At 33.6% G+C, this 26,741-nt stretch carries 24 protein-coding genes and 2 riboswitches; of the genes, 20 read left to right on the plus strand and 4 right to left on the minus strand.

Features of this window, described 5'->3' with window-relative positions:
• Positions 1-13 precede the first annotated feature (13 nt).
• The gene (locus HWV59_RS21150; RefSeq protein ID WP_175640157.1) at positions 14-2,779 is read right to left on the minus strand and encodes a DEAD/DEAH box helicase; all 2,766 of its coding nucleotides are present in this window, start codon (positions 2,777-2,779) and stop codon (positions 14-16) included.
• Positions 2,772-4,403, minus strand: a complete 1,632-nt coding sequence (locus HWV59_RS21155) for an SWIM zinc finger family protein (protein ID WP_175640158.1) — start codon at positions 4,401-4,403, stop codon at positions 2,772-2,774. Before HWV59_RS21155 ends, HWV59_RS21150 begins: the two co-directional genes overlap by 8 nt.
• A 331-nt stretch (positions 4,404-4,734) precedes the next feature.
• Here HWV59_RS21155 and HWV59_RS21160 point away from each other — a divergent pair, with 331 nt between their 5' ends.
• The 3 genes from HWV59_RS21160 (at position 4,735) to HWV59_RS21170 (ending at position 6,064) form a co-directional block, all read left to right on the plus strand.
• A complete protein-coding gene (locus HWV59_RS21160; protein WP_175640159.1) occupies positions 4,735-4,878 on the plus strand; it encodes a hypothetical protein in 144 nt (47 codons plus the stop codon).
• Positions 4,879-4,970: 92 nt separating this feature from the next.
• Entirely contained in the window at positions 4,971-5,156 is a 186-nt protein-coding gene (locus HWV59_RS21165) for a LytR family transcriptional regulator (RefSeq protein WP_102230336.1), read from the plus strand.
• A gap of 701 nt (positions 5,157-5,857) precedes the next feature.
• Positions 5,858-6,064 (plus strand): hypothetical protein, encoded by a 207-nt coding sequence (locus HWV59_RS21170; protein WP_175640160.1) that lies wholly within the window; start codon positions 5,858-5,860, stop codon positions 6,062-6,064.
• A gap of 215 nt (positions 6,065-6,279) precedes the next feature.
• A riboswitch (cyclic di-GMP riboswitch) is annotated at positions 6,280-6,364 on the minus strand.
• A gap of 159 nt (positions 6,365-6,523) precedes the next feature.
• On the opposite strand, the gene HWV59_RS21175 is transcribed toward HWV59_RS21170, so the two are convergent.
• The gene (locus HWV59_RS21175; protein ID WP_175640161.1) at positions 6,524-6,988 is read right to left on the minus strand and encodes a VanZ family protein; all 465 of its coding nucleotides are present in this window, start codon (positions 6,986-6,988) and stop codon (positions 6,524-6,526) included.
• A 486-nt stretch (positions 6,989-7,474) separates the two neighbouring features.
• Positions 7,475-7,603, minus strand: a complete 129-nt coding sequence (locus HWV59_RS27340; protein ID WP_268921785.1) for a hypothetical protein — start codon at positions 7,601-7,603, stop codon at positions 7,475-7,477.
• Between the two features lie 21 nt (positions 7,604-7,624).
• Positions 7,625-7,708, minus strand: a riboswitch (cyclic di-GMP riboswitch).
• A gap of 444 nt (positions 7,709-8,152) precedes the next feature.
• Here HWV59_RS27340 and HWV59_RS21180 point away from each other — a divergent pair.
• The 17 genes from HWV59_RS21180 (at position 8,153) to HWV59_RS21260 (ending at position 26,725) form a co-directional block, all read left to right on the plus strand.
• On the plus strand, positions 8,153-8,905 hold the full coding sequence (locus tag HWV59_RS21180) for a YveK family protein (RefSeq protein WP_102230333.1): 753 nt from the start codon (positions 8,153-8,155) through the stop codon (positions 8,903-8,905).
• Positions 8,895-9,596 (plus strand): CpsD/CapB family tyrosine-protein kinase, encoded by a 702-nt coding sequence (locus tag HWV59_RS21185; protein ID WP_102230332.1) that lies wholly within the window; start codon positions 8,895-8,897, stop codon positions 9,594-9,596. Before HWV59_RS21180 ends, HWV59_RS21185 begins: the two co-directional genes overlap by 11 nt.
• Positions 9,597-9,681: 85 nt before the next feature.
• Complete coding sequence (locus HWV59_RS21190) at positions 9,682-10,446, plus strand: tyrosine-protein phosphatase (protein ID WP_102230331.1); 765 nt, start codon at positions 9,682-9,684, stop codon at positions 10,444-10,446.
• Positions 10,447-10,579: 133 nt separating this feature from the next.
• Complete coding sequence (gene galU / locus HWV59_RS21195; protein ID WP_102230330.1) at positions 10,580-11,461, plus strand: UTP--glucose-1-phosphate uridylyltransferase GalU; 882 nt, start codon at positions 10,580-10,582, stop codon at positions 11,459-11,461.
• Positions 11,461-12,156: a sugar transferase gene (locus tag HWV59_RS21200; protein WP_407941660.1), complete on the plus strand. Its 696-nt coding sequence runs from the start codon at positions 11,461-11,463 to the stop codon at positions 12,154-12,156. The genes galU and HWV59_RS21200 overlap by 1 nt, the downstream gene beginning before the upstream one ends.
• Positions 12,157-12,367: 211 nt before the next feature.
• Positions 12,368-13,342 (plus strand): UDP-glucose 4-epimerase GalE, encoded by a 975-nt coding sequence (galE, locus tag HWV59_RS21205; protein WP_102230328.1) that lies wholly within the window; start codon positions 12,368-12,370, stop codon positions 13,340-13,342.
• 176 nt (positions 13,343-13,518) lie between these two features.
• Positions 13,519-14,955: a hypothetical protein gene (locus HWV59_RS21210; RefSeq protein WP_175640162.1), complete on the plus strand. Its 1,437-nt coding sequence runs from the start codon at positions 13,519-13,521 to the stop codon at positions 14,953-14,955.
• Positions 14,942-16,057 (plus strand): glycosyltransferase family 4 protein, encoded by a 1,116-nt coding sequence (locus HWV59_RS21215; protein WP_175640163.1) that lies wholly within the window; start codon positions 14,942-14,944, stop codon positions 16,055-16,057. Before HWV59_RS21210 ends, HWV59_RS21215 begins: the two co-directional genes overlap by 14 nt.
• 21 nt (positions 16,058-16,078) lie before the next feature.
• The gene (locus tag HWV59_RS21220; RefSeq protein ID WP_175640164.1) at positions 16,079-17,266 is read left to right on the plus strand and encodes a glycosyltransferase; all 1,188 of its coding nucleotides are present in this window, start codon (positions 16,079-16,081) and stop codon (positions 17,264-17,266) included.
• Positions 17,267-17,281: 15 nt separating this feature from the next.
• Positions 17,282-18,376, plus strand: a complete 1,095-nt coding sequence (locus tag HWV59_RS21225) for a glycosyltransferase (RefSeq protein WP_175640165.1) — start codon at positions 17,282-17,284, stop codon at positions 18,374-18,376.
• Positions 18,377-18,397: 21 nt separating this feature from the next.
• Entirely contained in the window at positions 18,398-18,883 is a 486-nt protein-coding gene (locus tag HWV59_RS27430; protein WP_175640166.1) for an acyltransferase, read from the plus strand.
• 64 nt (positions 18,884-18,947) lie between these two features.
• Entirely contained in the window at positions 18,948-20,390 is a 1,443-nt protein-coding gene (locus HWV59_RS21235) for a flippase (protein WP_175640167.1), read from the plus strand.
• A gap of 23 nt (positions 20,391-20,413) precedes the next feature.
• Positions 20,414-21,394, plus strand: coding sequence for a glycosyltransferase family 2 protein (locus tag HWV59_RS21240; protein ID WP_175640168.1), 981 nt, complete (start codon positions 20,414-20,416; stop codon positions 21,392-21,394).
• A 60-nt stretch (positions 21,395-21,454) separates the two neighbouring features.
• Entirely contained in the window at positions 21,455-22,723 is a 1,269-nt protein-coding gene (locus HWV59_RS21245; RefSeq protein WP_175640169.1) for a cellulase family glycosylhydrolase, read from the plus strand.
• 432 nt (positions 22,724-23,155) lie between these two features.
• Positions 23,156-23,884, plus strand: coding sequence for a YveK family protein (locus HWV59_RS21250; RefSeq protein WP_175640719.1), 729 nt, complete (start codon positions 23,156-23,158; stop codon positions 23,882-23,884).
• Positions 23,874-24,572: a CpsD/CapB family tyrosine-protein kinase gene (locus HWV59_RS21255; protein WP_328824353.1), complete on the plus strand. Its 699-nt coding sequence runs from the start codon at positions 23,874-23,876 to the stop codon at positions 24,570-24,572. The genes HWV59_RS21250 and HWV59_RS21255 overlap by 11 nt, the downstream gene beginning before the upstream one ends.
• A gap of 332 nt (positions 24,573-24,904) precedes the next feature.
• Positions 24,905-26,725, plus strand: a complete 1,821-nt coding sequence (locus tag HWV59_RS21260) for a polysaccharide biosynthesis protein (RefSeq protein WP_175640170.1) — start codon at positions 24,905-24,907, stop codon at positions 26,723-26,725.
• The last annotated feature ends 16 nt before the right edge of the window (positions 26,726-26,741 follow it).

Here is a 26,741-nt window from a genome sequence, read left to right on the forward strand (position 1 = left end):
CTAAAACCCCTTCCTAACTCATCGATAAGGTAAAGAGCTCTTCAAGTTCATCTGATGAAAGCTCTGTGATCCAGTTTTCACTTTGAATAATTTCGTCGTTTAATGATTGTTTTTTCTCAAGCATATCATCGATTTTTTCTTCAATTGTTCCGGTTGTAACGAGCTTATGCACATGGACGAACCGTTCCTGTCCGATCCGGTAGGCTCTGTCTGTTGCTTGATTTTCAACAGCGGGATTCCACCAGCGATCATAATGGATAACATGATTTGCTGCGGTTAAGTTCAACCCTGTTCCACCGGCCTTTAACGATAGAATTAAGAAAGGAAACTCCTTGCGCTGAAAGTCATCAACCATCCGATCACGCTCTGCCTTCATCACGCTTCCGTTTAAGAACAGAACCTTTTCGCCAAATTCCTTTTCAAGCAGCTTCTTCATCATCTCACCCATCCCGATATATTGCGTGAAAATCAAACAGCTTTCCTGCTGCTCACGAATGGACGTTGTTAATTCTAATAGCTTCTCAATTTTATGAGACCTCTTTACAAGATCCTTCGGCTGCTGCTCCTTCAAATAAAGAGCAGGATGATTACAGATTTGCTTCAGCTTTCCGAGCATCTTCAAAATCAATGCCTTACGCTGCATTCCTGCCAAAGAATTAACTTGTTCAAATGTATCCTTCACAAGCTGCTCATATAATGATGCTTGCTCAATTGAAAGTGGAATATATTCTTTCTGCTCCTGTTTTTCGGGAAGATTAAGGGCTACCTGTTCATCCCGTTTTGTTCTTCTTAATAAAAACGGCTTAATATAGCGTTGGAGCTGTTCAATCTGTTCCACATTTCGATCTTTTTCAATCGGTAATACATAGCGCTTATGAAAGCTATGCAAACTTCCTAAATACCCGTGGTTGAGAAAATCGTAGATCGACCAAAGCTCTGTTAAGCGGTTTTCCATCGGTGTCCCTGTTAAGGCAATATGGTGCTGTCCGCGCAGCTTACGAATCGCTTTTGACTGCTTTGTATGGGCATTTTTAATATTTTGCGCTTCATCAAGGCAAATCGTGCTCCACGGAATCGCTGAGATTTCCTCAAAATCAGCATGTGACAAGCCGTAAGAGGTGATGACAACATCATAATCTTTAATGGATCCCGCAAATCTCTCTTCCTTCGGTCGATTCGGACCATAATGAAGCTTCACACGAAGATGTGGAGCGAACTTTTCAAATTCCTTCTGCCAGTTTCCAAGCACCGATGTCGGGGCAATAATGAGTGCCGGCTGCTCAGGTTTTTCCGTTTCTAATACATAAGAAAAATAAGCAATCATTTGAATCGTTTTTCCTAACCCCATATCATCGGCTAAGCAGGCACCAAACGATACACTTCGTAAAAACAACAGCCAATCCACACCGTTCTGCTGATAAGGACGTAGCGAGCCTTGAAAATCAGCTGGAACCTCGTGTGTTGGAAGCTCATTTGTATCCGTAAGCTTACGCAGCATTCCTTTCATTTGCTGACTCAATTCAATTTGAATATTTGCAAATGCACGGGTATCCATGATTTCATCCCCGTCTTCATCAATATCCTTTGCATTCAGCTCCTGATGAAGAATGTCTGAAAAATGCAAGCCCTCTTTATCCGCTCGTTTTAAAATGGCCTGCACTTGCTTAATAAACGCAGGATCAAGCTTAATCCATTGTCCTTTAAAATTCACTAAGCGACGCTGCTCAGAAACAAGCTTTAGAAATTCCTCTTCACTCATTTCTACTCCATTGGTCGCAAAGCGCCAGTTAAAATCAATCAAAGAATTCATGCCGACAAAAGATTGACCGCGTGGAGTAGAGGAAACCTTTGCTTTCAACATAAGCTGTGATTCCTTGACAACCTGCCACCATGATGGAAGGAGAATCTCCACACCCATATTAATCAATGTTTCACTTGCATCTGTTAAAAACAACCATGCTTCATCCTCAGTGACATACGTTGTTCCTGTTTCAAAGCTTAACCATGGAACAATCTCGGAAAAACGCTCCTGCTCACGTTCAATTTTCTCCATATAAGGATGCCACTTCTTAGGCAGATCACTCTTACCCTGATAATGAACCAGCTCATCAAGATTGCTCTTGCTTCGTAAAATAATTTCAAGCTGCCATTCATCTGTATCTGTTTCCGGCTCATTAAGACGCAGCCCAACCGTGAAGGGAGTCTCATCCTTATGCCAGCCAATCTTTTCAAGAAAATCAGCTTCATCGATAAAATGACCTTGAAACGTTGTGAGCACCGGGTATGACTGCAAAATCTCTTCCCATGCTGCATGAAGAATTTGATCGTGGGCAATCATATCTGTGATCGCGGCTGAAAACCAATCAAGAGCAAATCCCTCCAACTCATTGTGGGCATCCTTGAACTTCATCACACCATTTTTCCAGCCTTCAAAATCAGGCACATATTCTCCGTTTGAAATCAACTCATAAATATCATGGGCAATATCGGCTAACCTTTGCGCATCATCTGAAAGCTCAATGCTTGCAAGCGAATTATACGTTTCTTTTCCAAGAAGCTCGACCATCATCCAAGGTGACAGTTGAACAGCAGGAAGGCCGATGTAACTAATATCCTCCAACTTTGTGCCAAAGAAGGACGACTCATGCCAGGTAAAAAGATAACGGGCAAATTCATCAATCTCCAATTGATGATCATCATGCGCAGATGTGCAATGCACATAAAAATGGTTATTTTCAATTTGCTCTGCATGCAACACAATTTCAATGGTATTAATCATGAATGAGCTTTCCTTTCTTTAACTCTTCTTTAAATGCACGTAATCGCTTATGCTCCTCAGCCAGCTGCAAAATATAATTATCCCAAACCTCTTCACGCTTCAGCTTCTTGTACTGAGCTTTAATTCTCTTCAAATAGCGCACAGCCATTTTGTAATTCTCCCGTGTTTTTAAACTAATTTCTTTCTGAACAGAATGCACATAAAGAGGTAACAGCACACCAGGTTCTCGTTTTTCAATTTCCTTTAAAACATATGTATCCATCTCATCCAGAGAGAAACCTAATAGTGTCTGCAGCTCAATCCATGTTTTGTACTGCTCTTTATCTAAAAGCAAATCATGATATTCGGCATAGCTTAACGGCAGCATCATTCGGCATGCCCTCTCATACAGCACATCATCATTTGTTGCGCGTGCGTACTGTGAAATCATCCTCAATAAATGACGGATCGTTTGCCGCTTTTCCTCAAATGGTAAAGAACTGTTAATATATTCGATAGAGCCGCTCATTAAATAAGAAATCCAATTCGACAGCCGCTTCCAATTTTTCTTTTTGAAAATATCCTCAACCCAGTGAAACGTAAATGGCAAAGCAGACGGGGTAAAACGTGTGCGCATCACTTCAAAAATATCTTCATCACGTGATTGAAGAAAATTCATATGCATAAGTGCCATTTCAAACTCAATCGCAAAGGATGGCTCTTGATTCTTTTCTTCCTCAATATGCTCCTCAAGCCATTCGCGCTCAATCGAAATAAACTTATCCCGTCGCAGCAGCTCAATCCAAAGCAATTGATACAAATTGGTGCGCTCATACTGATATTCCTTGCTCATATATAGAAGCTCCCTGAATCGTTCAACACTATCCACCAAATAAGGATCAAGAGCAAACGGCAAAGCATAGCGCTTCATTTCAGAAATGGCCACCTCAACATTATCGCTAAGCTGATCAATATAAGGATAAATAATATGCTGTAACATATAGTCGGTTGGCTTCGTCTCATTAATGAGCTGCAAAATTTTTAAAAACACAGTGACTGATGCCTGAACGATAAAAAATTGCTTCATCTCAGGAGACTTAGGCGCCTTCTTTTTTAAAGCAGAATAATAATGATGAAAAAGACTTTGAAATAGCTGATTAGGACTTGATACCTGCTCATACCAGCGAACAAATTCCCGATCAAAAAAAGCAATCCAGCTATCAAGTGTATCTTCATAGTCCCTTTCAGGCTTTAAAAGAGAGCTTGCCTTTTTAACATGCTTTAACACATCATCAATCGGCTTTTCTTCCTTCCAAAGGTCAACAAATGTACCGACTCTGTCTACACTTGCATATACATAGAGAAACGTTGCAAGCTGATGTCGACAAATCGAATCTGAAGGACAAGTGCATGTACTCAATGAAAAATAATCTAAATCAAGCTCAACCTGAACACTCGTGACATCCTGCACTTTTGCAGACACAGAATGGCTTGTTGTGCTCACATTATAAATACTGCCTTGACGATACAAAATGAGTCCCTTTTTCACGACATTCCGATTCTCTTCTTCCTGAGGTGAAAGCAACTGTTTAATCTGTTCAGCGGCACCAAGTACAAGTTCTTTACTAAGTTCCCGACCAAGCATAATGAATGGACTCCTTTCAATAAAAAGCAAAGCACCTTTTGCTTCGGCACTATACTATATATGTAAAGTTTGAATAATTTGAAATAAACCCTAATTCTTCTATTATACCTCATTCTAAGTTGTACAAAAAGGTTTAGAACGAGTTTCTACAGGGGACATAAAAAGGGAGATGGTTTCGAAGGATCTAATGTGACTAAAAAGTGACTATTATATAAACTGGCAATTATTTGTCACTTCTTTGTATAAAAAGACTTGTCTAGATACAAGCTTCCAAGTATAATAGTCCCATATTGTCTGAAATTGTAAAAACCAGAAAGGAAGCTTTTGACACATGAAGGAAAATCAGCTAAAACAAGAAGAGCTGTTACAAATTCTCTTAAGTGCCTTAGATAAAGGCGAAGCGAGAACAGACATCACGACAAACGAAATGATCGAAGATATAATTTCTCAAATAAAAAAAGTATATGCATCATAAAAAAGCGAGCACCTCGAGTGCTCGTTTTTAAATCCCAATATCGAAAAAATTTGAACACAATATCTTTATCACTGCTTAGAGGAGATTCAAAAATGAAACAATTTAATAATCATAATGCATTTGATACGATGCCTAAATCAGTGAAAAAGACACTAAGATACATCATTCAGGATGTCGATTCGATCGAAAAGCTGACACAAATTGAAACGTTAATGAATGGGTTTATTCAGGAAAGAAAAGTAGTTCTTGAAAAGCAGCATACAGATCAAAACTCCTAACCATCATTCCTCAAATATCCTAATAGCTAATTCTCTCCATATCACCTAGAGAGCCTATATGGTTTAGGTATCTTAAATCTGCCTTTTTAGCAGGAAAGGCATTCCTCAACGTAAGTCATTATCACGTTAGTCATGAAACACCACATTAATAGCGCCGTTTGAAAGGCTATTTTGTGAATGAAGTCGTTAGTTTGGTGAATAGGTTGTTGACTATTGTTGAGAAGGCAAAAAACATTGAGGATATAGGAAAAGAAAAAACCGATATCCAAAGTAAAACCCCCTCTTAGATTAGAGGGGGGTCTTTATACGTTAAGAAAACAATTCACTTTTAGTGACAATTTTAAAGTTTAAAGTATAAGTTTAACTAGGTCATTGTCGATCATTTTACTAGCTCGTCAATCGGCAAGCCTGTTTATATTAAAATAAAACCTTAAGCAGTAGAAATAACCCGGCCCATAATGGAATACTTAACAACGTGCCCCACATAACTCCATTTAACACATTTCCTTGATTCTCCATTATTAACCACTCCTTATGTAAAGGTAATTTTAATCTTATCTAAATTATAACTGAAAACGCTTACAATGTCCAGTTTTTTAACAGAACAGGGGAAAAGTCATGGAAAATCTTTTATAAGGTGAAAAACTGGTTAGAAACAACTACTTCTGTAAAACATAAAAGAAAACGGATGGAGGATTAACATGGTCTCAAATTCACCAGGTAGAATTAATGTAACGTTCCAAACGGACGAGAAAAAAATAAGTCAATTAGTTGATCTCACCCAATTAACAGCATTACTTGGCTCCGATCTTATACATATCGATGAAATGCTAGAACCAAAAAAAGTAGACAAAAAACTGTGGGTGCGTAATGTGAATGGGGTAACTCTCCATATACAGCTAAAATAACAGAGCAGCCAAAACAAAAACCCTGCAAATGAACTCTGGAGATAGAAATCTCTCAAGTACTTTTGCAGGGTTTCATATGTGTATGATCTAGGCAGCTCTTCTCTTTTTCTTCCCACAACGAACACAGCGATCAGAATAGTAACTGTACTTGTGTTTTCGACTAATCAAACAAAACAGGCTTTTTATCATCTTCACTTAGATCGTCTCCCTAATCATCAGGCAACGTAGCCATCATAGTATTTAAATATTAGATCTGAAGTTTTGTGTTCCATTCTTTCGAAAGGTTTGCCTTTTGTCGTGTAAAATATAGTCATATTATACCAAAGAAGGAATTTGAAAATGAACAAATATCATTAGACATAATCTTACAAGATTAGCATGAAGTTAATTTTTTTATAGTAATAAAAACCTAAAGGGCAAGGTAAGGGGGAATATACGATTAAGAAATTAAAAACATTTTTAACTCTTAACACTGTCATCCGTCCTTAAAGAACTTACACGTGCATTATTATTACGTTGAAGCAGTTTCACTAAACAATATAAGTAGAATAGTCCAACAAAAAGGAGCATTCCTGCTAAATCATAGCCTACATCTATCAATCGGCCACTTCGTGAAAAATATAATTGTGCTACTTCAGAGGATAAAGCGGCCGCAAGTGATATTAAAAAAACCAATCGAATGCTTTTCCAAGCATGAAAAATTAGAACAGCTAATAAGAAAAAATAAAACGTATGACCAAATTTTTGACTTATATAAGCAGGTTCACTTACGTATATCAAATCATTATTGAAAAAGGTCCAGGCATTAGGGGAAGGATTAAAACGGAAGTTAAGACTGTAATCTGTCAAAAGTAAATGTAAGTTCTCTGTACAAGTGAATAAAAATAGGCAAAAAAGAAACATTAGTACTGGAAAAGTTCTCATATTCATCACCTCTATATTTAGAGGGTAGACAAATTTTAGGACGATCATTCAGTAACCGTGATCTTTCTCTATGAACAAGGTGCAAGAAAGCGAAAATAATCTCAGTTATTAAAGGATAGACCTGATATGAGAGAACCGGATGGGGAAATGAAAAGAAGAGTAGTAAATAATTCATGGAGTTTCTCGAAGGACTTAGAGTTGTTACATTCATTAAACATTTACCCGAGAAATTTTTAAGGCACTTGATCCTAAATCCTTCTAGTCCATGTTAAAAAAAGCATTCCTTGATTAAGTTACAATGGTTTATTCTTATTTTATTCCATGAAGCAATACAGCATCTCTTATAGCTAAAACGGATGAAAGTGAATTAAGAATACATATACTTTTAAAAACTTTTGGAAGGGCTGCAAGAGTGCCAAAGTTGCGTAATAAAATCTCTGAATGCTTGTTCTAGTATCGTTAAAGAGTAAATGTTATTAATAAAAACTAACCAATTAATAACGTAATCAACGCAGTTAGAACAAATGTTATGATAGGAATACAAGTGTATAATATAGTCTTATTTCTTTTTTTTATTTTTGCAAGTTCCTCAGGTGTAACCCAATAATTTGACATTAATAATTCTCCTTTGTATTTGATGGTAACTGGCTGGCTTTAGCATAGAAGCCCTATAGCTTTGCTTTGCGTCACCACTTTTCAGTGAGTTTGCCATTACTTGTTATATCGGGTAGAATCTTGTCACTATAATAGGTATTTAGAACTATTTGTTTTTGTGTAGGGCTGATTATATGAAGTGTTTGATTAGAAGGAACAGACACACCTATAAAATAAGATAGAAATAAAACAGCCACCTATAGAAAAAAATAAAATAAATCCTGAAATTCTATTTTTAACCTTCAAGTTCAGAGTACTTATAGAATCGAAGTATTACAAACAACAGTAATATAAAGGAAGAAAACCCTTTCTTAATTCCTTGGTACAAATTACCCAAAAAAAACTGTAAATATATTTACAGAAACATGTTAAAATGTTCGAGTAAGCAAAGATGGATAGTTGAAAAGCTACCAGATATGTAAGAAAATGTAGTTTAGTTGTAGATATCTAGCACGTTATTTATTATAATGGTTTAGTTGTTTTATTAGATTATAATATTTGGAGGTCATTATGGTAGAAGAAAAAATCAGTTTGAAAGAGTTGTATCTTACCTTAAAGAAACGACTATCATTCATAATAATTATAACAGCAATAGCGACTGCACTGACTGGAATTGTTAGTTATTTTTTACTAACACCAATTTACCAGTCTTCAACGCAGATTCTTGTAAATCAATCTAAAAATGATCAACAGTTCTATAACCAAGGGGAATTACAAACCAATCTTCAATTGATTAACACATATAATGTTATTATTAAAAGCCCCGCAATACTAGATAAAGTAATAGAACAAGAAAAACTAGATATGACTTTCAATGAGTTAAATGAGATGATAACTGTTTCTAATGAACAAGATTCACAAGTTGTTAATATAGATGTACAAAATGAAGATCCGCAGAAAGCGGCAGATATTGCCAATACTATTGCAAAAACCTTTCAATCTGAAATATCCAAGATAATGAAAATAGATAATGTAAATATATTGACACCAGCTGAAATAGGAGAGGATCCTTCTCCCGTTAAACCTAAACCTTTAATAAATATGGCTTTTGGACTGATCTTTGGGTTTGCTCTAGGGGCAGGGATAGCATGGTTACAAAATTATTTAGATAACACAATCAAAACAGAGCAAGATATTGAAAAACATCTTGGGTTAGCTGTGTTAGGAACTATTACTACCATTAATCTGGATGAAGAAAATATAGGTCAAGAGACAGGAAAGGTTTCAATGACAAGAACGAGAGGTGAGTCGGTTGGCTCGTAAAGATCGTAAAAAAATATTTAATTTACAAAATAGGAGTTTAATATCATTAACATCTCCTAAATCTCCAATTGCGGAACAATTTAGAACGATTAGAACAAATATACAATTTTCTAGTGCGGATAAAGAAATTCGGACTATTATCGTTACATCAGCTGGACCTGGGGAAGGAAAATCAACAAATACGGCGAATATCGCAGTTGTTTTCGCACAACAAGGAAAACGTGTCTTATTGATAGATGCTGATTTAAGAAAACCAACAGTCCACTATACTTTTAGAACCGAGAATCACATCGGAGTATCTAATGTATTAACAAAACAAGCTTCACTTGAAGAATCCTATACGGCAACTGCTCAAGAAAAATTATTTGTCCTTTCAAGTGGCCCAATACCACCGAATCCTTCGGAGTTATTAGCTTCAAGAGGTATGCAGGTTCTAATTGAAAATGCAAAAGAAGAATTTGATATTATTATTATTGATTCTCCGCCAGTACTTGCAGTTACTGATGCTCAGATTTTATCAAACTTGGCAGATGGTGTTGTTTTGGTAGTAGGAAGTGGTAAAACAGAAATTGATGCTGCGAAAAAGGCGAAGGAACTCCTAGTTAGTGCTAATGCAAAAATTCTAGGTGCCGTTCTTAACAATAAAAAACAAGAAGAAAGTCAGTATTATTATTATTACGGTGGAAAGTAGATGATTCTTAAGGATCTTCTCTTTTTGTTTGCTTTCTATGTTAATTTTTTGTAAATAGTAGATTACTATTACGGAGGTAAGTATAATGATTGATATCCATAGCCATATCCTTCCAGGGGTAGACGATGGAGCACAAACAATAGAAGATGCAATAAAGTTGGCAAAAGAAGCTGTTTCCGAAGGAATCACTAAAATAATTGCAACACCTCATCACCACAATGGAAAGTACACCAATAAAAAAGAAGTCATTTTATCTAAAGTGGTAGAACTAAATGATATACTTCATCAAGAAAATATACCACTTGAAGTCTTGCCGGGACAGGAAACTCGTATCTATGGAGAATTGCTGGAAGATTTAAGGAAAGGTGATATTCTTCCTCTTAATAAATTCAACTATTTATTTATTGAATTACCCTCTGGTCATGTGCCCAGGTATACAGAGAAACTTTTATTTGAGGTTCAGTTGAAGGGATTAACCCCAGTAATAGTTCACCCTGAAAGGAATACTGAGATTATTGAAAACTCTGATATTCTATACAACCTTGTAAGTAAAGGAGTGCTAACCCAAATTACATCTGGTAGTGTAGTTGGAAAATTCGGTAAAAAAATACAAAAATTCACTATGCAGTTAATTGACTCTAACTTAACACATTTCATAGCTTCTGATGCTCATAACACATCAACAAGAAGCTTTCATTTCAGTGAATCACTATCTGTAATTGAAAAAGAATTCGGATCGAATGCATCATTATTCTTCTGTGAGAATGCTGAATATTTAATAAAAGGTCAAGCTATTTATAAAGAGGCTCCGAGCATGATCAAACGAAAAAAATTGTTTGGAATTTTTTAAGCTAGTTTATATAAAACAAAGTAAAGTATGATAGTTTTCATTCCCAACATATGGCAGAAATTAGAGAAGTGTGTAAAAATCAAAAAGTACAATTATTAATAAAACCAATAATTTATGAAAGAGGTAATTACTAATGAAAAAAGTAAGAAAAGCCATCATACCAGCAGCAGGATTAGGAACTCGTTTTTTACCAGCTACAAAAGCAATGCCAAAAGAAATGTTGCCAATTGTTGATAAACCTACTATTCAATATATCATCGAAGAGGCAATCGAATCAGGTATTGAAGATATTATTATTGTTACAGGTAAAGGAAAAAGAGCAATAGAAGATCACTTTGATCATAATTTTGAGCTAGAGCAAAACTTAATTGAAAAAGGTAAATTAGAGTTATTTGAAAAAGTGAAGCAATCTTCTGAAATAAATCTTCACTATATTCGTCAAAAAGAACCAAAAGGGTTAGGACATGCTGTATGGTGTGCACGTAATTTCATTGGTAACGAGCCATTTGCAGTTTTACTTGGTGATGATATTGTACAAGCTAATGTTCCATCTTTAGGACAGTTAATGAATGAATATGAAAAAACTCAATCATCTGTAATTGGTGTACAAACTGTTGGTGATAATGAAACTCATCGTTATGGTATTGTAGATCCAGGCAATAATGAAGGTCGTCTTTATCAAGTTAATAACTTTGTAGAAAAACCGGCACCAGGCACCGCACCTTCAAATCTAGCAATTATGGGTCGTTATGTATTTACACCAGAAATATTCAAGTTTTTAGAAGAACAAGAGATTGGTGCTGGAGGAGAAATTCAATTAACAGATGCCATTCAGAAACTAAATACGATTCAACGTGTATTCGCTTATGACTTTGAAGGAAAACGTTATGATGTGGGTGAAAAATTCGGCTTTATCCAAACAACAATTGAATTTGCTTTACAGCACGAAGATTTAAAAGATTCTCTTATGGACTTCCTAAAAGAAGTAGTAAAAAAAGAATCAGTTAAGGCGTAATAGTAATGAGAGAAGCTATTTCAAAAAAATCATCGTCAAACGTAACGGTAGCCGGGGAAGGTAAAACTCAAAGTCATACGAAATTTTATTATCTAACAAAAAGAATTGTTGACATCTTAGGAGCTTTAATAGGATTAGTTTTGGTATCGCCGATATTTATGTTAATTAGTGTATTATATTTATTTGGAGAAAATAAAGGTCCTGTCTTTTTTGCTCAACAACGTGTGGGGAAAAATGGACGCATTTTTAAGATGTATAAATTTCGCTCGATGATTGTTGATGCAGAGAATGTTTTAAAAAGTGATAAAAAACTTTATCAAAAGTATTTAGAGAACAATTATAAATTAGAACCATCTGAAGATCCAAGAATTACAAAAATTGGACAATTTTTGCGTGAAACTAGTTTAGATGAACTCCCTCAATTATTAAATGTACTGAAGGGGGATATGAGTTTAGTAGGACCAAGACCTGTTGTCCAAGTTGAACTTAAAGAATATAACCATCGATTAACTGAGTTTCTTAGCGTAAAGCCTGGTGTAACTGGTTATTGGCAAATATGCGGAAGAAGTGATGTTGGTTATCCTGAGCGAGCAGATTTAGAGTTTTATTATGTGGATAATCAAGGATTTAAGTTAGACCTTAAAATAATTGTTAACACAATTTTACTTGTAATATCCAGAAAAGGTGCTTATTAAACTGGTTTTGCAATTATTAAATCTAATAGTTTTAATTGTTACCTAAGAGAAATCATTCTTAAATAAATTATTAAGGCCTTGTTTCCTTTGAAAGAAAACAAGGCCTTATCAACATGATAAATTGAACCTAAACCGATAGATATAGATTTAAGGAATGTTCATTAGGTATGGTGTCAAAAAACATTTGTTATTTTGGTAAGGAGATGTAAAAATGATTCTGGTTGTTGGTGGAGCAGGCTATGTTGGTAGCCATCTTGTAAAAGAGCTAGTGGAAAAAGAAAAAGTAGTGGTATTAGATAATTTATCAACAGGATTTAAGCAGTTAGTTGACAGCAACGCTATCTTTGTACAGGGAGATTTAGGAGATCGTCGTGTACTTGATGACATATTTAATACGTATCCAATAAAAGCTGTTATGCATTTTGCTGCCAATAGCTTAGTTGGAGAGTCTGTCACAGATCCATATAAGTACTATCAGAATAATGTTGCTGCAACATTAACCTTACTTAAGGCAATGGTAGATCATAATGTGAAAAACTTTATCTTTTCATCTACAGCAGCAACATATGGAGTCCCAAATGTTGACTTAATAGATGAAAAACAACCGAATAATCCAATTAACCCCTATGGAAAAACGAAGCTTATGGTTGAACAGATCCTTGAAGACTTTGCAACAGCTTACGATCTCCATTATATCGTGCTGCGATACTTCAATGTAGCGGGTGCACATGAATCATCAACAATTGGTGAAAGTCATGATCCTGAGACACATTTAATTCCAATTATTCTTCAACACTTATTGGGAGAAAGAGAGAAAATCTCTGTCTTCGGTACTGATTATGATACACCTGATGGTACATGTATTCGAGACTATATTCATGCAACAGACCTAGCAAATGCTCATATTCTCGCATTAGATGCATTATTAGAAGAGGAAAAAGAAACAGAAGTATATAATTTAGGAAACGGAAATGGTTTTTCTGTAAAAGAAGTAATTGAAACTTGCGAAAGTGTAACAGGGATTAAGGCAAATATCGAATATGGTGATAGACGTCAAGGAGATCCTGCAAAACTTGTAGCTTCCTCAGAGAAGATAAAAAGAGAATTAGGCTGGGAGCCAAAATTTAATTTAAATCAAATTATAGAAAGTGCATGGAAGTGGCACAGTAGTCAAAATATAAGTTAAATTACTCCAACTACTAAAGGAATATTGTTACAGTCTTTAATTTTAAAGGTTGAAAATGTATTATGAAAAAGATACTTTGTCGTAACCCTGTTGTATAGGGTAAATAACGTAGGGAAAGAAGAAATAATTGTATGTTTTTTTGTACATATTATTTCTTCTTATTAAGAGGGATGTCAATGAAATATTTAATCTGGCCCATTTCTTTATTTATTTTTGAGTATATTAATATTCAATTTCCAATCTATTATGGAAATCGAATTCAGCTTTATCTATATATATTCTTTATTCTATTGGCTTTAATACAATTAAGAGGGGAATTCCCGAAATCTTTTATAAATAAAAGGGTAGTTGTATTTATTTCTATAATTTTAGTTGTGCAATTTATAGCAATGGTTTTAAGTTACTACAGGATTGATGTATCTGGATTTAACAAGCATCCGATTAAAACGTATATATCATTTCTTGGGTTTGTATGTTCAATCCTTGTTCATTACTTTGTAGTAAGGTTAAATATAAATGATTTAAATGATGTTAATAAATTTTTAAAAGGCGGATGGATTGCATTAATCCTTTCACTCATTGTTTGTCTTATTCAATTATGTTATTTATTCTTACCGTCATTGTTTGAGCCGTTAGTAAGGTTAATCGGTGATACTGTAGAAGCAAGATGGGGTGGACAGCAAGCGAATGACAATCCTAGTAGTTTCTATATGTTAGGAAGTTATGTTCAAACGACTTTTAGAATTAATGGGTTAACAGAAGAGGCCTCAAACCTAGCAACGCAATTTTTTGTTATATTTATTCCCTTTATTCTTGCTTCTATAAAAAATAAGTTTAATATCTTTAATGAACAGCGTGAAAAGATCTTTCCTTTATACATCATACTGGTAATTATTTTATTCTTATTTGTAATGGCAAAGACAACGGCTGGATTTTTATTTGGAGCGGTTATTTTACTCTTTGTTATGAGAGATATGAATAAAATTCAGCGGGTTTTAGTAATTCTTTGCGCTATAGTGGTTTGCTCTTTTATTTTTCAATATAACTTTAGAAGTGAATACCTATCGGAAACTATAAATAACTTCTTATTAAACAAAAATGAAACATCTGTTTCAAATAGGTCAGGCACTACACTTGCCTTATTAATCATCACAGTAAAAAACTTTTTAACAGGTATTGGATGGGAATATCACTCCTATTATATTTTTGAATATCTACCGGATTGGTCAAGATACAATCAAGAATACTATGATTTCATTGAACGAAAAGAGTTTCCAATTATGTCAGTTTTACTAGGTTGGACAGCTGAATTTGGAATCGTAATTGTTGGTTTAATTGCCCTATATTTAATTAATACTCAAAAGAAATTTCGTAAACTAAGTAATCAAGCAATTGATTTAAATCACAAGGAAGCACAGTTTATTAAAGTCTTGTGCGACTCCTCGCAATATTATTTAATTTTCACTTTGATTAGCTCGGCATTTTTATATGTTTGGTATGCCAGCATATATTTGATCGTTTACTTCTTCTTTGTGAGTATTATATATGTTATTAGTAATAAGCTAACAAATAATGCTTCTGAAAGATTTGAGGGATTACATGAAAAAAATTAAAGTAGCTTATATTTGTGAAGCATTAGGTGGGGGAGTAAGAAAACATTTGGTAGACTTACTTGACCATATTGATAAAAACAAATATGAGGTTCATGTTATACATGGTGTTAATCGAATGGATACTGTCTTTATTGATGCTAAAAATAGACTGGATAATGTCAAATTCTATCCTGTTGCTGAAATGGAAAGAGAAATAAGTGTTAAAAAAGATTTCGCAGCTTTAATGAAGGTAGTAGGTATATTGAAAAATATAAAACCTGATGTAGTACACTGCCATAGTTCTAAAGCAGGTGTTCTGGGGAGAGTAGCAGCAAAATATTTGCGGATAAAAAAGATATATTACACACCGCATGGGTATATCTTCCAAAACCCAACGATATCTAATAAAAAAATGAAATTATTCACATTTATCGAAAAAGCATTGGCTAATAATTTTTCAACAAAAGTAATACATGTATCTAAAGGTGAAGAAGCAGAAGCTATCAAACATAATATTTTACCTGTAGAAAAGTCAACTGTTGTTTACAATGGGATGGATATTCCCGAAGTTAAAGATGAAGGCATCAAGGACATTTTTCATATCGTAACCATAGCAAGAATGGATGATCAAAAAAATCCATGGGAAGCAATAAAAATAATTGAGGGTCTGCTAAATCAGTACCCTAATATTATGTACACCTACGTTGGTGATGGGAAGTACTATAATGAAATAGCTGAGTATGTTAATAGTAATAAATTGGACAACCACATTAAACTTCCCGGTTTCTTGGATAATCCGTATGAAGTGTTAAAAGGAGCAGATTTATTTTTACTATCATCTTTATATGAAGGATTACCATATGCATTGATTGAAGCTATGGCTTTTAAGGTACCTTTATTAGCATCTGATGTAACAGGTAATAATGAATTAGTTACTAATGATGACAACGGTTTTCTATATAAGCTAAATAATATAGAAGAAGGTAGAGCAAAGTTAAAAGTATTGATCAACAATAAGGATTTGCTAGGCAAGATGAGTAACAATGCATATAAGCACTTTATAAATAACTTTACGATTGAAAAGATGGTAAATGCCTACGATAAATTATATTCAGGAGATTGAGTACATTTAGGAGTCGTTAAAATGAAAAAAATTGCCTTTTTATTACCGGATTTTCAAGAAGGTGGCATGCCTAAGGTAGCATCAAACATCATGTCAGGTCTAAATAGTGACTATTCACAGTATCTAATCTTATTGGATAGTGAAAGTGAAATTCGCTATGAGCATAACTCAAAAGTTCTTGGAGTGTGCCCAAAAGGCCAAACAAAACTTCAAAAAATGAAAGTTTTTTTAAAGAGAATTAAAATAGTTAAAGAATTAAAGAAAAAATATCATTTTGATGTAGTTGTTAGTTTCGGTGTTGCAGCAAATATTATTAATATTGTGTCAAATCAAAATGAAAAAACAGTCTGTACGGAACATAATGTTAAATCCATTGAAAATAAAACATGGGGTTTCTTTGGTAAAATTTACGATGTCTTAATTAAATTGTTTTATTCTAAACCGGATCATTTAGTTGCTATATCCAATGTAATGAAAGAAGATTTTATCGAAAATTATAACTTAAAAAAGGATATTGATGTTATTTATAATCCTCATAAGATAAATGACATTATTGAAAGATCAAATGAACCATTAAATTCTAGTGAAAAAGAGCTTTTTAAAAATAAAAAAACGTTAATAAATGTAGGAAGATTAACATATGCAAAAGGGCATTGGCACTTAATAAGAGTTCTTGCTGAGCTAAAGAAAAGTGAGCCCAATATCCAGTTATTGATTCTAGGACAAGGCGAAATGGAAGAAGATTTAAAGAAACTTTCTGAAAAACTAAACATACAAGACTCTATACAATTTTTAGGCTTTCAACAAAACCCTTATAAATTTATTAAGCACTCAGATGCTTTTGTGATGAGTTCTTTGTTCGAAGGGTTTCCTAATGTTTTAATTGAATCTTTAGCTTGTAATACGCCGATCATTTCGACTGATTGTAAATCTGGACCTAGAGAAATAATAGATAAGGATAAAAATATTCATAAAAAAATTAAAGAGTTTGAAGTACATGAATACGGACTGATTACACCACAATTTGATGGTAATGTAATATTGAATGATAGCAAGCTTTCTGATTCAGAACAACAATTAAAACTAGCTATTCTAGAACTAATTCAGAATAAAGAATTATACGATAAGCTGAAAGCCAATTGTCTTAATAAGGCACTAGAATACGATGTGTCAAACATGGTAAAAAAATACGAAGAAATCTTTAGGTAAAGGTAGCTGAATATTGTGAGGGTATTGCATGTTATTAACTCATTAGATATTGGTGGTGCGCAAACTTTATTGAACGATGCACTTCCGGAATTTGAGAAAAAAGGTGTTCAATCGGAAGTATTTGTTTTGAAAAGGAGTACGGAAGGCAATTTTGAACAACAATTAAAAAACAAAGGGATAAAAATTATTTATAGTAATATAAGTAACATTTATAATCCGTTGCAAATATTGGAATTGAAGAAAGTTATTAAAAAACGAAAATATGATATTATTCATTCTCACACATTTCCATCTCAATATTGGGTTAGCCTTTTAAGAAATACTTTCAAAAAGACTCCAAAATTCATCACAACTGAACATAATACTTCCAATAGACGAAGAGAGTTAAAGGTTTTTAAGTATATTGATACTATTATTTATAAAAACTACAGTAAAATCATTTGCATTAGCAATGGAACATTTGATGAGCTAATTACTTGGACTAAGAATGTAAAACATAAAAGTGTTGTAGTGGAAAATGGAATTGCATTAAGTAAATTTACTAATGCAAAACCTTTAGAGAAAGCTAAACTTGTTCCAAATTTTAAGGTTGGGGATTTTATTGTTTTAATGGTCGCAAGACTCACGAATCAAAAAGACCATGAAACGGTAATTAGATCCGCAATGAATCTCCCAAACCATATACATGTTGTTTTCGTTGGTGATGGAGAAAAGCATAACGAATATGAGGAAATGATTAAAAATCATAAGCTAAATAATAGAGTACATTTGCTCGGGGCTAGGGCAGATGTGCCTAATATTATGAAAACAGCTGATCTTTTTGTTCTATCTTCTCACTTTGAAGGATTCGGTCTAGTAGCAGTTGAGGCTATGGCAAGTGGCTTACCTGTAATAGCCAGTGATGTAGCGGGTTTAACAGAAGTAGTCTCTGGTGCTGGATGCTTATTTAAAAAGGGAGATGCAGAAAAGCTATCAACAATAATTACAGATTTAGAAGAAAATAAAAACAATCGCCTATCAATGATAGACGCAGGTAAAAAGAGAAGTTCATTGTTTTCTATTGAGAAGTTTGTAGATGAACACATTCAGGTATATAAATCGATACTATAACGAGAGGGGGAATTTTTAACTATGGATATTGTCATCAGAGTTTTTAAAAATATATTTGTTGCAATGGCATATTTTCTATTGAACTCCCTTAGGTTAGCAAAAATAAAAAAGGGAACTAATACAAGAATCTATTATAATGTCTTTGTAAAAGAGCCGCAAAATATTAGTATTGGTGATAATACTTTTATAAATAATGGCTGCTTTCTTTGGGGGGCACCTGAAGGGAAAATAGTAATCGGTAATGATGTGTTGTTTGGTCCTTCAGTAAAATTGATAGCATCCAACCATGGAACTTCGCGTGATGATTTGATAAGAAAAAATCCTTGGTACGACGGAGATATAATTATTGAGGACGATGTTTGGATCGGAGCGAATACTGTAATTTTAAAAGGTGTTAAAATTGGAAAAGGCTCTGTAATAGCAGCAGGTGCTATCGTTAATAAAGATGTTGCCCCTTACACAATTGTCGGCGGAATTCCTGCTAGGAAACTTAAAGATAGAGTCTAATGTGATAAATATTGAATAGTTCATAGAAACATTTCGATAGAATTCAGCTTGAAAGGTGAAAGAAATGAGTTCAACAACAAAAAATATTTTTTATGTAATATTGCAGCAATTTATCATGTTGTTTTTACCGTTACTAACCATCCCTTATGTTTCTAGGGTACTTGAACCTTCAGGAGTTGGGATAGTTGGATACAGTACTTCAATTGTCATGTTATTTATCAACCTTGCTTTATTAGGGTCAGAACTTTATGGTGTAAAAGAAGTTGCAAAAGTAAGAAATGATAAAGGAAAACTAAGTCAAGTCTTTAGCGAAATATTTATTCTTAGATTATCATTACTTGTTTTAGCGACAATTATTTATATTTCTATGACTCATTTCTATTTTTCTAATAAGATACTCTTTTATTTTCAAGCTATTAATCTTATTGCATATATGATTGATATAAATTGGTTCTACCAGGGAATGGAACAGTTTAAGAAAATACTATATAGGAATTTATTAATTAAATCGATTGGATTTATTAGTATTTTTATTTTTGTAAAAGATAAAAATGATGTTTATCTATATGCAATCATTCTTGCACTTTCTATTTTAATTGGAAATAGCTTTATGTGGTTTAAATTAATGACTTTTGTCGGATCGTTTAAGAGAATAGCTGTTAGAAATATTAAAAAACATTTTACAAAAATGCTCGCATTATTTGTTGCAGGCTTCTCTATTATGATCTATATCCTGACCGATAAAATTATGCTGGGGATCTTATCGACAACCACTGAGGTTGGCCTATATGAACAGGGCCAAAAGATCATAAATGTTTTGGTTACAATAGCAACAGCGTTTAGTGCAGTCATGCTTCCAAAAGCAGCTCAAATTATAAAAGAAGGTAACCTAAAAGATATTAGTAAACTAATCAATCAAAGTATTTCAATTATCTCATTTATAGTACTGCCAATTTGTATAATTTTCCTACTATTATCTAGTGAGTTTATTCCTTGGTTTCTAGGTGAAGAATTCCAAAAAAGTACTGCGGTCGGTCAAATATTAGCACCCTTAATTTTTATTAAAGCAATAGGTGTAATGCTTGGCTCAACTTATTTTATTCCTATGGAAAAGAATAAAGAATATACTATCCCATTAGTTGCAGGAGCAATAGTAAATATTGTATTGAATTTTATCCTCATCCCTCAATATGGGGCGATGGGATCATCAATTTCAACTTTACTAACTGAGTTGATGATATTAATCATTCAATTGATTTTCCTAAGAAACATAATTAGTCTTACAACGTTGATAAAAAAAGGCCTTTTAAAGTATATAATCGCTAATATAATAATGGTTGTTATAGTCCTTGTTTGTAAAACATTTATCCATATTCAATCAGATTTGTTAAATATTCTGTGTTATGGACTTCTATCTGTTTTCATCTATTTAATTTTGATGGTGATCTTTAAAGACCAGTATACAAAGTCTGTTTACAACATGGTTCTAAGTAAAGTTAGAAAATAAGTAAAAAGGTGAGGAGAAAATAGTTGAGAGTAGCTGTAAGTGTCATAATTCCAGTTTATAATGTGGAAAAATATCTTGAAAAATGTTTAGATAGCGTACTATCCCAGACCTTCACTAATATAGAGATTATTGTCCTTAACGATGGTTCAACTGACAATAGTAGTGAAATTCTAAAAAGGTACCAAGAAATAGAGAATATCAAATTAATCAATAAAGAAAATGAAGGTTTAAGTGAAACGAGAAATAAAGGTTTGTTGCAGGCTCAGGGTGAGTATGTTTTATTTATAGATAGCGATGATTCTATAACAAACAATATGGTTGAAGTAATGTATAAACAAGCCCAAACAACAGATGCTGATATTGTGGTATCCAAAGCAATGAATGAGTATGAAGATGGCAGTAAGGAAGATATGTTTTCAAATGATTTCAATGAACAAGAAATAATAGGGAATATGGAAGCTCTTAGAAGATTTTGGTCTGGAGAAATCAATGGACATATTTGGAATAAGTTAATTAGAAGAAGATTAATGATTGATAATAAAATTACTTTTCCTAAAGGGAAATTATATGAAGATGCCCCTACACTTATTCATCTTATCAAACATTCCCAGAAACTATCGTTTGTAAATCAAAGTCTATATTTTTATTTACAAAGACAAGGTTCTATAACAAAGAAACCAACATATAAAGCATTGGTAGACCATATCGCAATCCTCTCAGAAATTGAGGCAAATATTGAAGAGGACGTCTATAAAAGATTATATAACGAAGAATTTCAATTTTTTCTACTAAATACTTTATATTTTAATATATATCTTTTAAACCAGCTTTATCCTGATGATAAAGAAGCATATAAAACATATAAAAGATCACTAAGTAAATATATAAACGCCTTAAATATAAATAATCTTTTCAGAAACAAGTATCTAAATTCTTCAAATAAAGTAAGGTTAATGTTAATCAAAACTGGTTTAGTATATATGCTAAGGTATAGATATAGATAATATCATTTATATCAGCATCTCTAGGTGCAAATGAATATATCCTACTAATGAGTGTGGTCTATGAAAAATAAAAAAATAATAATATTCATGATACTTGTTTTGCTACTAATCGTTCTTTTTATTGATAATATACTTACCGGTCGAAATATAAAGGAACTATCTGAAACTGTACCAAATAACTTAGGTATACAAACTCATATTGCAAGTTCAGATGTCGATGTTACGGCTATACAAAATAATGGGTTCAAGATAGTCCGTGATGATATACTATGGCATAGAGTAGAGCAAACACCTAACAAGTATGATTTTGATACTACAGGTTATGATGCTTATAATAATGCGTTAATGGATCATAATATTCGTCCCTATTATATTCTTAGTTATAGTAATTCTTTATATGAAAAGGGCAATTCTGTCGTTACAAAAAGAGGCAGGAAGGCATATACTAATTTTGTCAGGCAGGCTGCCTCAAGATATAAAAATCAACATGCAATATGGGAAATCTGGAATGAGCCTAATTCTGAGAGATTTTGGAGTCCGACAGATTCAAGTGCTGAGAAGTATACTCATCTTGTTAAATCTGCCTCAAAAACAATTAAAAGAAGTGACCCTACTGGAATTGTAGTAGCACCTGCATTATCAACCATTGATAACAATTCATTTGATTGGCTTGAAGAAACATTTAAACAAGGCATATTAAAGGACATTGATGCACTCTCTGTTCATCTATATCGTGGAACTGAACCAGAAACAGTGATTGAAGATTACAAAGCTATAAAAAAGTTAATAGCAAAGTATAGTGATAAAGACATCCCTGTTTTATCCGGTGAATGGGGATATTCAACTGGTGAAGCTTTTTATGGTGTGGAACTTGATCAAAGACAACAGGCACAATATCTAGTTAGAATGTACCTAATTAATATGTATTTGGGTATTCCAATTAATATTTGGTACGATTGGCAAGGTCATAGTTCAAATGTAGATGATGGAGAACATAATTTTGGTATCAGAGAATTTGGTACCCAACAACCCAAAGAGGCTTCCCTAGGTGCCTCTACTTTAGCAAATACTCTTAATGGCTATAAATTTTTAAAAAGAATTGAGCTTAATGATAATAAGGATTATATATTTGAATTTATAAATAACAAAGGTGAAGTCATATATGTTTGTTGGACTCGAGGAACAGAGCATGCTATTACTTGGCCTGGGACAGAACAAATTAAAGGGCAAGTTATATCTATGCTAGGGGAACAATTAGGGGTAGTTGATACTGGAAACAGCTCTATTAACTTATCTAAAAGTCCTATTTATATTAAAGTATTAAACTAAGATACATCTTTTAATACCTAATTATTAATTTAACTAACAATAACTAACTTTTACTCTCTCTAGCAATGTATTAGGTTAATCAAAGTCTAGAGGAACATTTTAACTGAGGAATCATAGCGTATCTTTAGCTTTGATTCCTTTTTTGTTTGTTATATAAGATTAAAAAAGGTTAATAGTGAAATCATAGAGAGTAAAACTTGTTAAATATTTATCTTTAAAACATTAAGTTTAAATATCAAAATAGTGTAAACGCATACTATTTGTCGAAACTTGTCGTGGTAAAAATAACTATAAATTATTTGCAAAAACTTGTAGAAATGTGATACAAATTACAGTTATAATAACAACTGTTGATAAAGTCCTATGCGTTAAGACTAAAGAACTAAATAATAAATTCCTTATTAATACATGGAGGTAAACATGAACGAAACAATGGAAGATGGAATTAGCCTATTAGAATTGGTTGACATAATAAAAAAGCGTCTATGGCTCATTATTATGATTACAATTGTTGCAACGACTGCTAGTGGTCTTGTAAGCTACTTTTTACTAACACCGGTCTATCAAACTTCAACAGAGCTTCTCGTGAAACCAAAAACGGAACAGAATGTTCTTGTTCCAAATGATATCTCTCTTAATTCTCAGATTATTAATACGTATACTGAAATTATTAAAAGTCCTGCTGTTCTAGAGGAAGTATCGAACGAATTAAATCTTAATCGAGATTTATCCTCACAAATTACCGTCACAACGAAAAATGAATCTCAAATTTTACTAGTAACTGTAAATGATACAGATCCAGTTTTAGCGAAGGATATTGCAAACACTGTTGCATCTGTTTTTCAACGTGAATTGGTGAACATTATGAATATTGATAATGTGAATATTCTTTCGAAGGCTGAAGATGGCAAGCATGTTGAACCGAACCCAGTAATGAATATGGCAATTGCCTTTGTCATTGGATTAATGATTGGAGTAGGCCTTGCGTTTTTATTAGATTACTTTGATAAAACAATTAAAAACGAACAGGATGTTGAGAGATATTTAGAGTCACCTGTGTTAGGGTCAATAACATTGATTGAAAATGATGATGTCGCTGATAAAAAGGGTTCTACGAAAATGGAAAATCGTATGGTGAGAGGTGATTCACGTGGCGCGTAAGCAGTTAGCACAATTAAAGAGTCTTGCTCGGAATTTAGTGACAATGAAGGATCCTAAGTCCCCTGTTTCTGAGCAGTATCGTACAATTCGTACGAACATTCAATATTCTTCAGTAGATAAGAAAATTAAATTATTAATGGTCACATCCTCAAAGCCGATGGAAGGGAAATCTACTACTGTTGCGAATCTAGCGGTCGTATTTGCCCAGCAGGGGAAGCGGGTACTTGTAATTGATGCAGATATGCGTAAGCCAACGGTTCATTATACATTTCGTGCCGATAATATGGTAGGACTCATTAATGTTCTATCAAAGGAAGCATCCATTGAGAAGGCAGTTCAAGCTACTGAGCATGAGAATTTATTTGTATTAACAAGTGGTCCGGTTCCTCCCAATCCTGCGGAATTACTAGAATCCAATGCGATGAATGATTTGATTGAGATTGTGAAAGAGCAATTTGATTTTATTATTTTTGACACACCGCCTTTATTAGCTGTTACAGATGCCCAAATTATTGCGAATAAATGTGATGGTACTGTACTGGTTATTCAAAGTGGAAAAACAGAAATTGATTCTGCAATAAAAGCAAAAGATATACTTGTCAATGCTAGTGGGAAATACCTTGGAGTTGTTATTAACGGGAAAAAGCAAAAAGATAATCAATATTATTATTACTATGGAGGAAAATAGTCGCATTCCGACAAATTTCCTCCCTTTTCTTCCCTTTTTTTACAGGATATAATGAAATAGGTATATATTTTTGGGGATTTTGAATTAGCGAAAACCAGTTATCACCATTTTTGATAGTTATATAGATATAGTGATAACTAGTTTTTGTTAAGGATATAGACCTGATTTTTCAGGAGTTAAATGTATAAAGGATCATATAATTCTTTATTAAGAACTTTTGGGTTAAAGTTAGTAAATGTTTTATTAAAATATCTAATTAAAGTGCATAAGAGATTATGAATTTTCATTAGGTATTTTTATATGACAAAATTTATGTAAAGAAGGGGTCAAAATTGAGTTATTCAAAGCGGTTGTCCTTGTTACTTGGTCTGGATTCATTGATTGTTTTATTTTCTATTTATGTTGGCTACTTCATTTTAAATCCTTATTTTGATTTCTTCACTCTGAAAATGGTCATGATCAGCTCTGTTACCCTGCTTATAAGCCATCATGTTTTTGCCTTTATGTATCGTTTATATCATAAGGCTTGGGAGTATGCGAGTGTTGGAGAGCTAGTAGCGATTGTAAAGGCCATTACATATTCACTTGCAGCTGCTGCACTTGTTCAGTATGCGATAAATGGCCATGTGTATGTAAGAGTTCTATTTATTACATGGCTATTACATATGTGTCTTATCGGTGGATCGCGATTTTCTTGGAGAATTGTTCGCGACCGTTACATTATGTCGAAGGTTGAAAAGAAAAATGCTCTTATTATAGGAGCTGGCTCAGCCGGAACGATGCTAGTTCGACAATTGCTGAAAAATAATGATAGTGAGCTACATCCAGTTGCATTTGTTGATGATGATAGTACGAAGCAAAAGCTTCAAATCTATGGTGTAACAGTTTTAGGAAAAACAGAGGATATCCCTGAAATTGTAGAAGCTAAAAACATTGACCATATTATCATTGCGATCCCGTCACTTAGTAAACATGAAATACAAAAAATCTATCAAGAATGCAGTAAAACGAAAGCCCAAACAAAAATCATGCCAATGATTGAGGATATTGTAACAGGAAAAGTATCGGTGAATCAATTCCGCGATGTACAGGTAGAAGACTTGTTGGGACGTGATCCGGTAAACCTAGATATTCAAAGTATATCTAAGAAAATCACAGGCAAAACGATTCTCGTTACAGGTGCAGGTGGTTCAATAGGTTCTGAGATTTGCAGACAAGTAAGTAAATTCCAGCCGAAGAAACTCCTACTTCTAGGCCATGGAGAGAATTCGATTTATACGATTGATATGGAACTGAGAAATCAATACCAACATCAATTTGAGATCATTCCAATTATTGCTGATGTCCAAGATCGTCATCGAATATTTGATGTCATGGAAACACATAAGCCGGATGTGATTTATCATGCAGCTGCACATAAGCATGTACCTTTAATGGAATATAATCCAAAAGAAGCTGTGAAAAATAATGTACTTGGAACGAGAAATGTAGCGGAGGCTGCAGATACATTTGGTGTTCAGACATTTGTATTGGTATCGACAGATAAGGCTGTAAATCCGACAAATGTAATGGGTTCGACAAAACGTATTGCTGAAATGGTAATTCAAGAGCTTAATAAACAAAGCCAGACAAACTTTGTTGCTGTTCGTTTTGGGAATGTACTTGGTAGCCGTGGTAGTGTAATTCCGCTATTTAAGAGGCAGATTCAAGCAGGTGGGCCTATAACGGTTACACATCCTGATATGACGAGATACTTTATGACGATTCCGGAAGCTTCAAGGCTTGTGATGCAGGCTGGAGCACTTGCTCGTGGTGGAGAGATTTTTGTTCTTGATATGGGTGAACCTGTTAAGATTGTTGATTTGGCGAAAAATTTAATTAGGTTATCCGGATATACAGAAGAGGAAATTGGGATTAAGTTTGCCGGGATTCGTCCTGGTGAGAAGATGTATGAAGAGTTACTTGGTGAGAATGAAGTTCATAGTGAAGCGGTGTTTCCGAAGATTTTTATTGGGAAAACAGTGGAGTTTGATTTTACGAGAGTTACGACTTTAATAGAGAATTATGATAGGTATGATTTGGAATATATAAGGAGCTATGTTTTAGAACTAGCTAATAAAAAAGAAGAATTTGTTATGGAAGTTGTTAAGTAAAAGTTTTGTTGGACCA

Origin of the sequence: Metabacillus schmidteae (genome assembly GCF_903166545.1) — a bacterium.
Taxonomy (GTDB): domain Bacteria; phylum Bacillota; class Bacilli; order Bacillales; family Bacillaceae; genus Metabacillus; species Metabacillus schmidteae.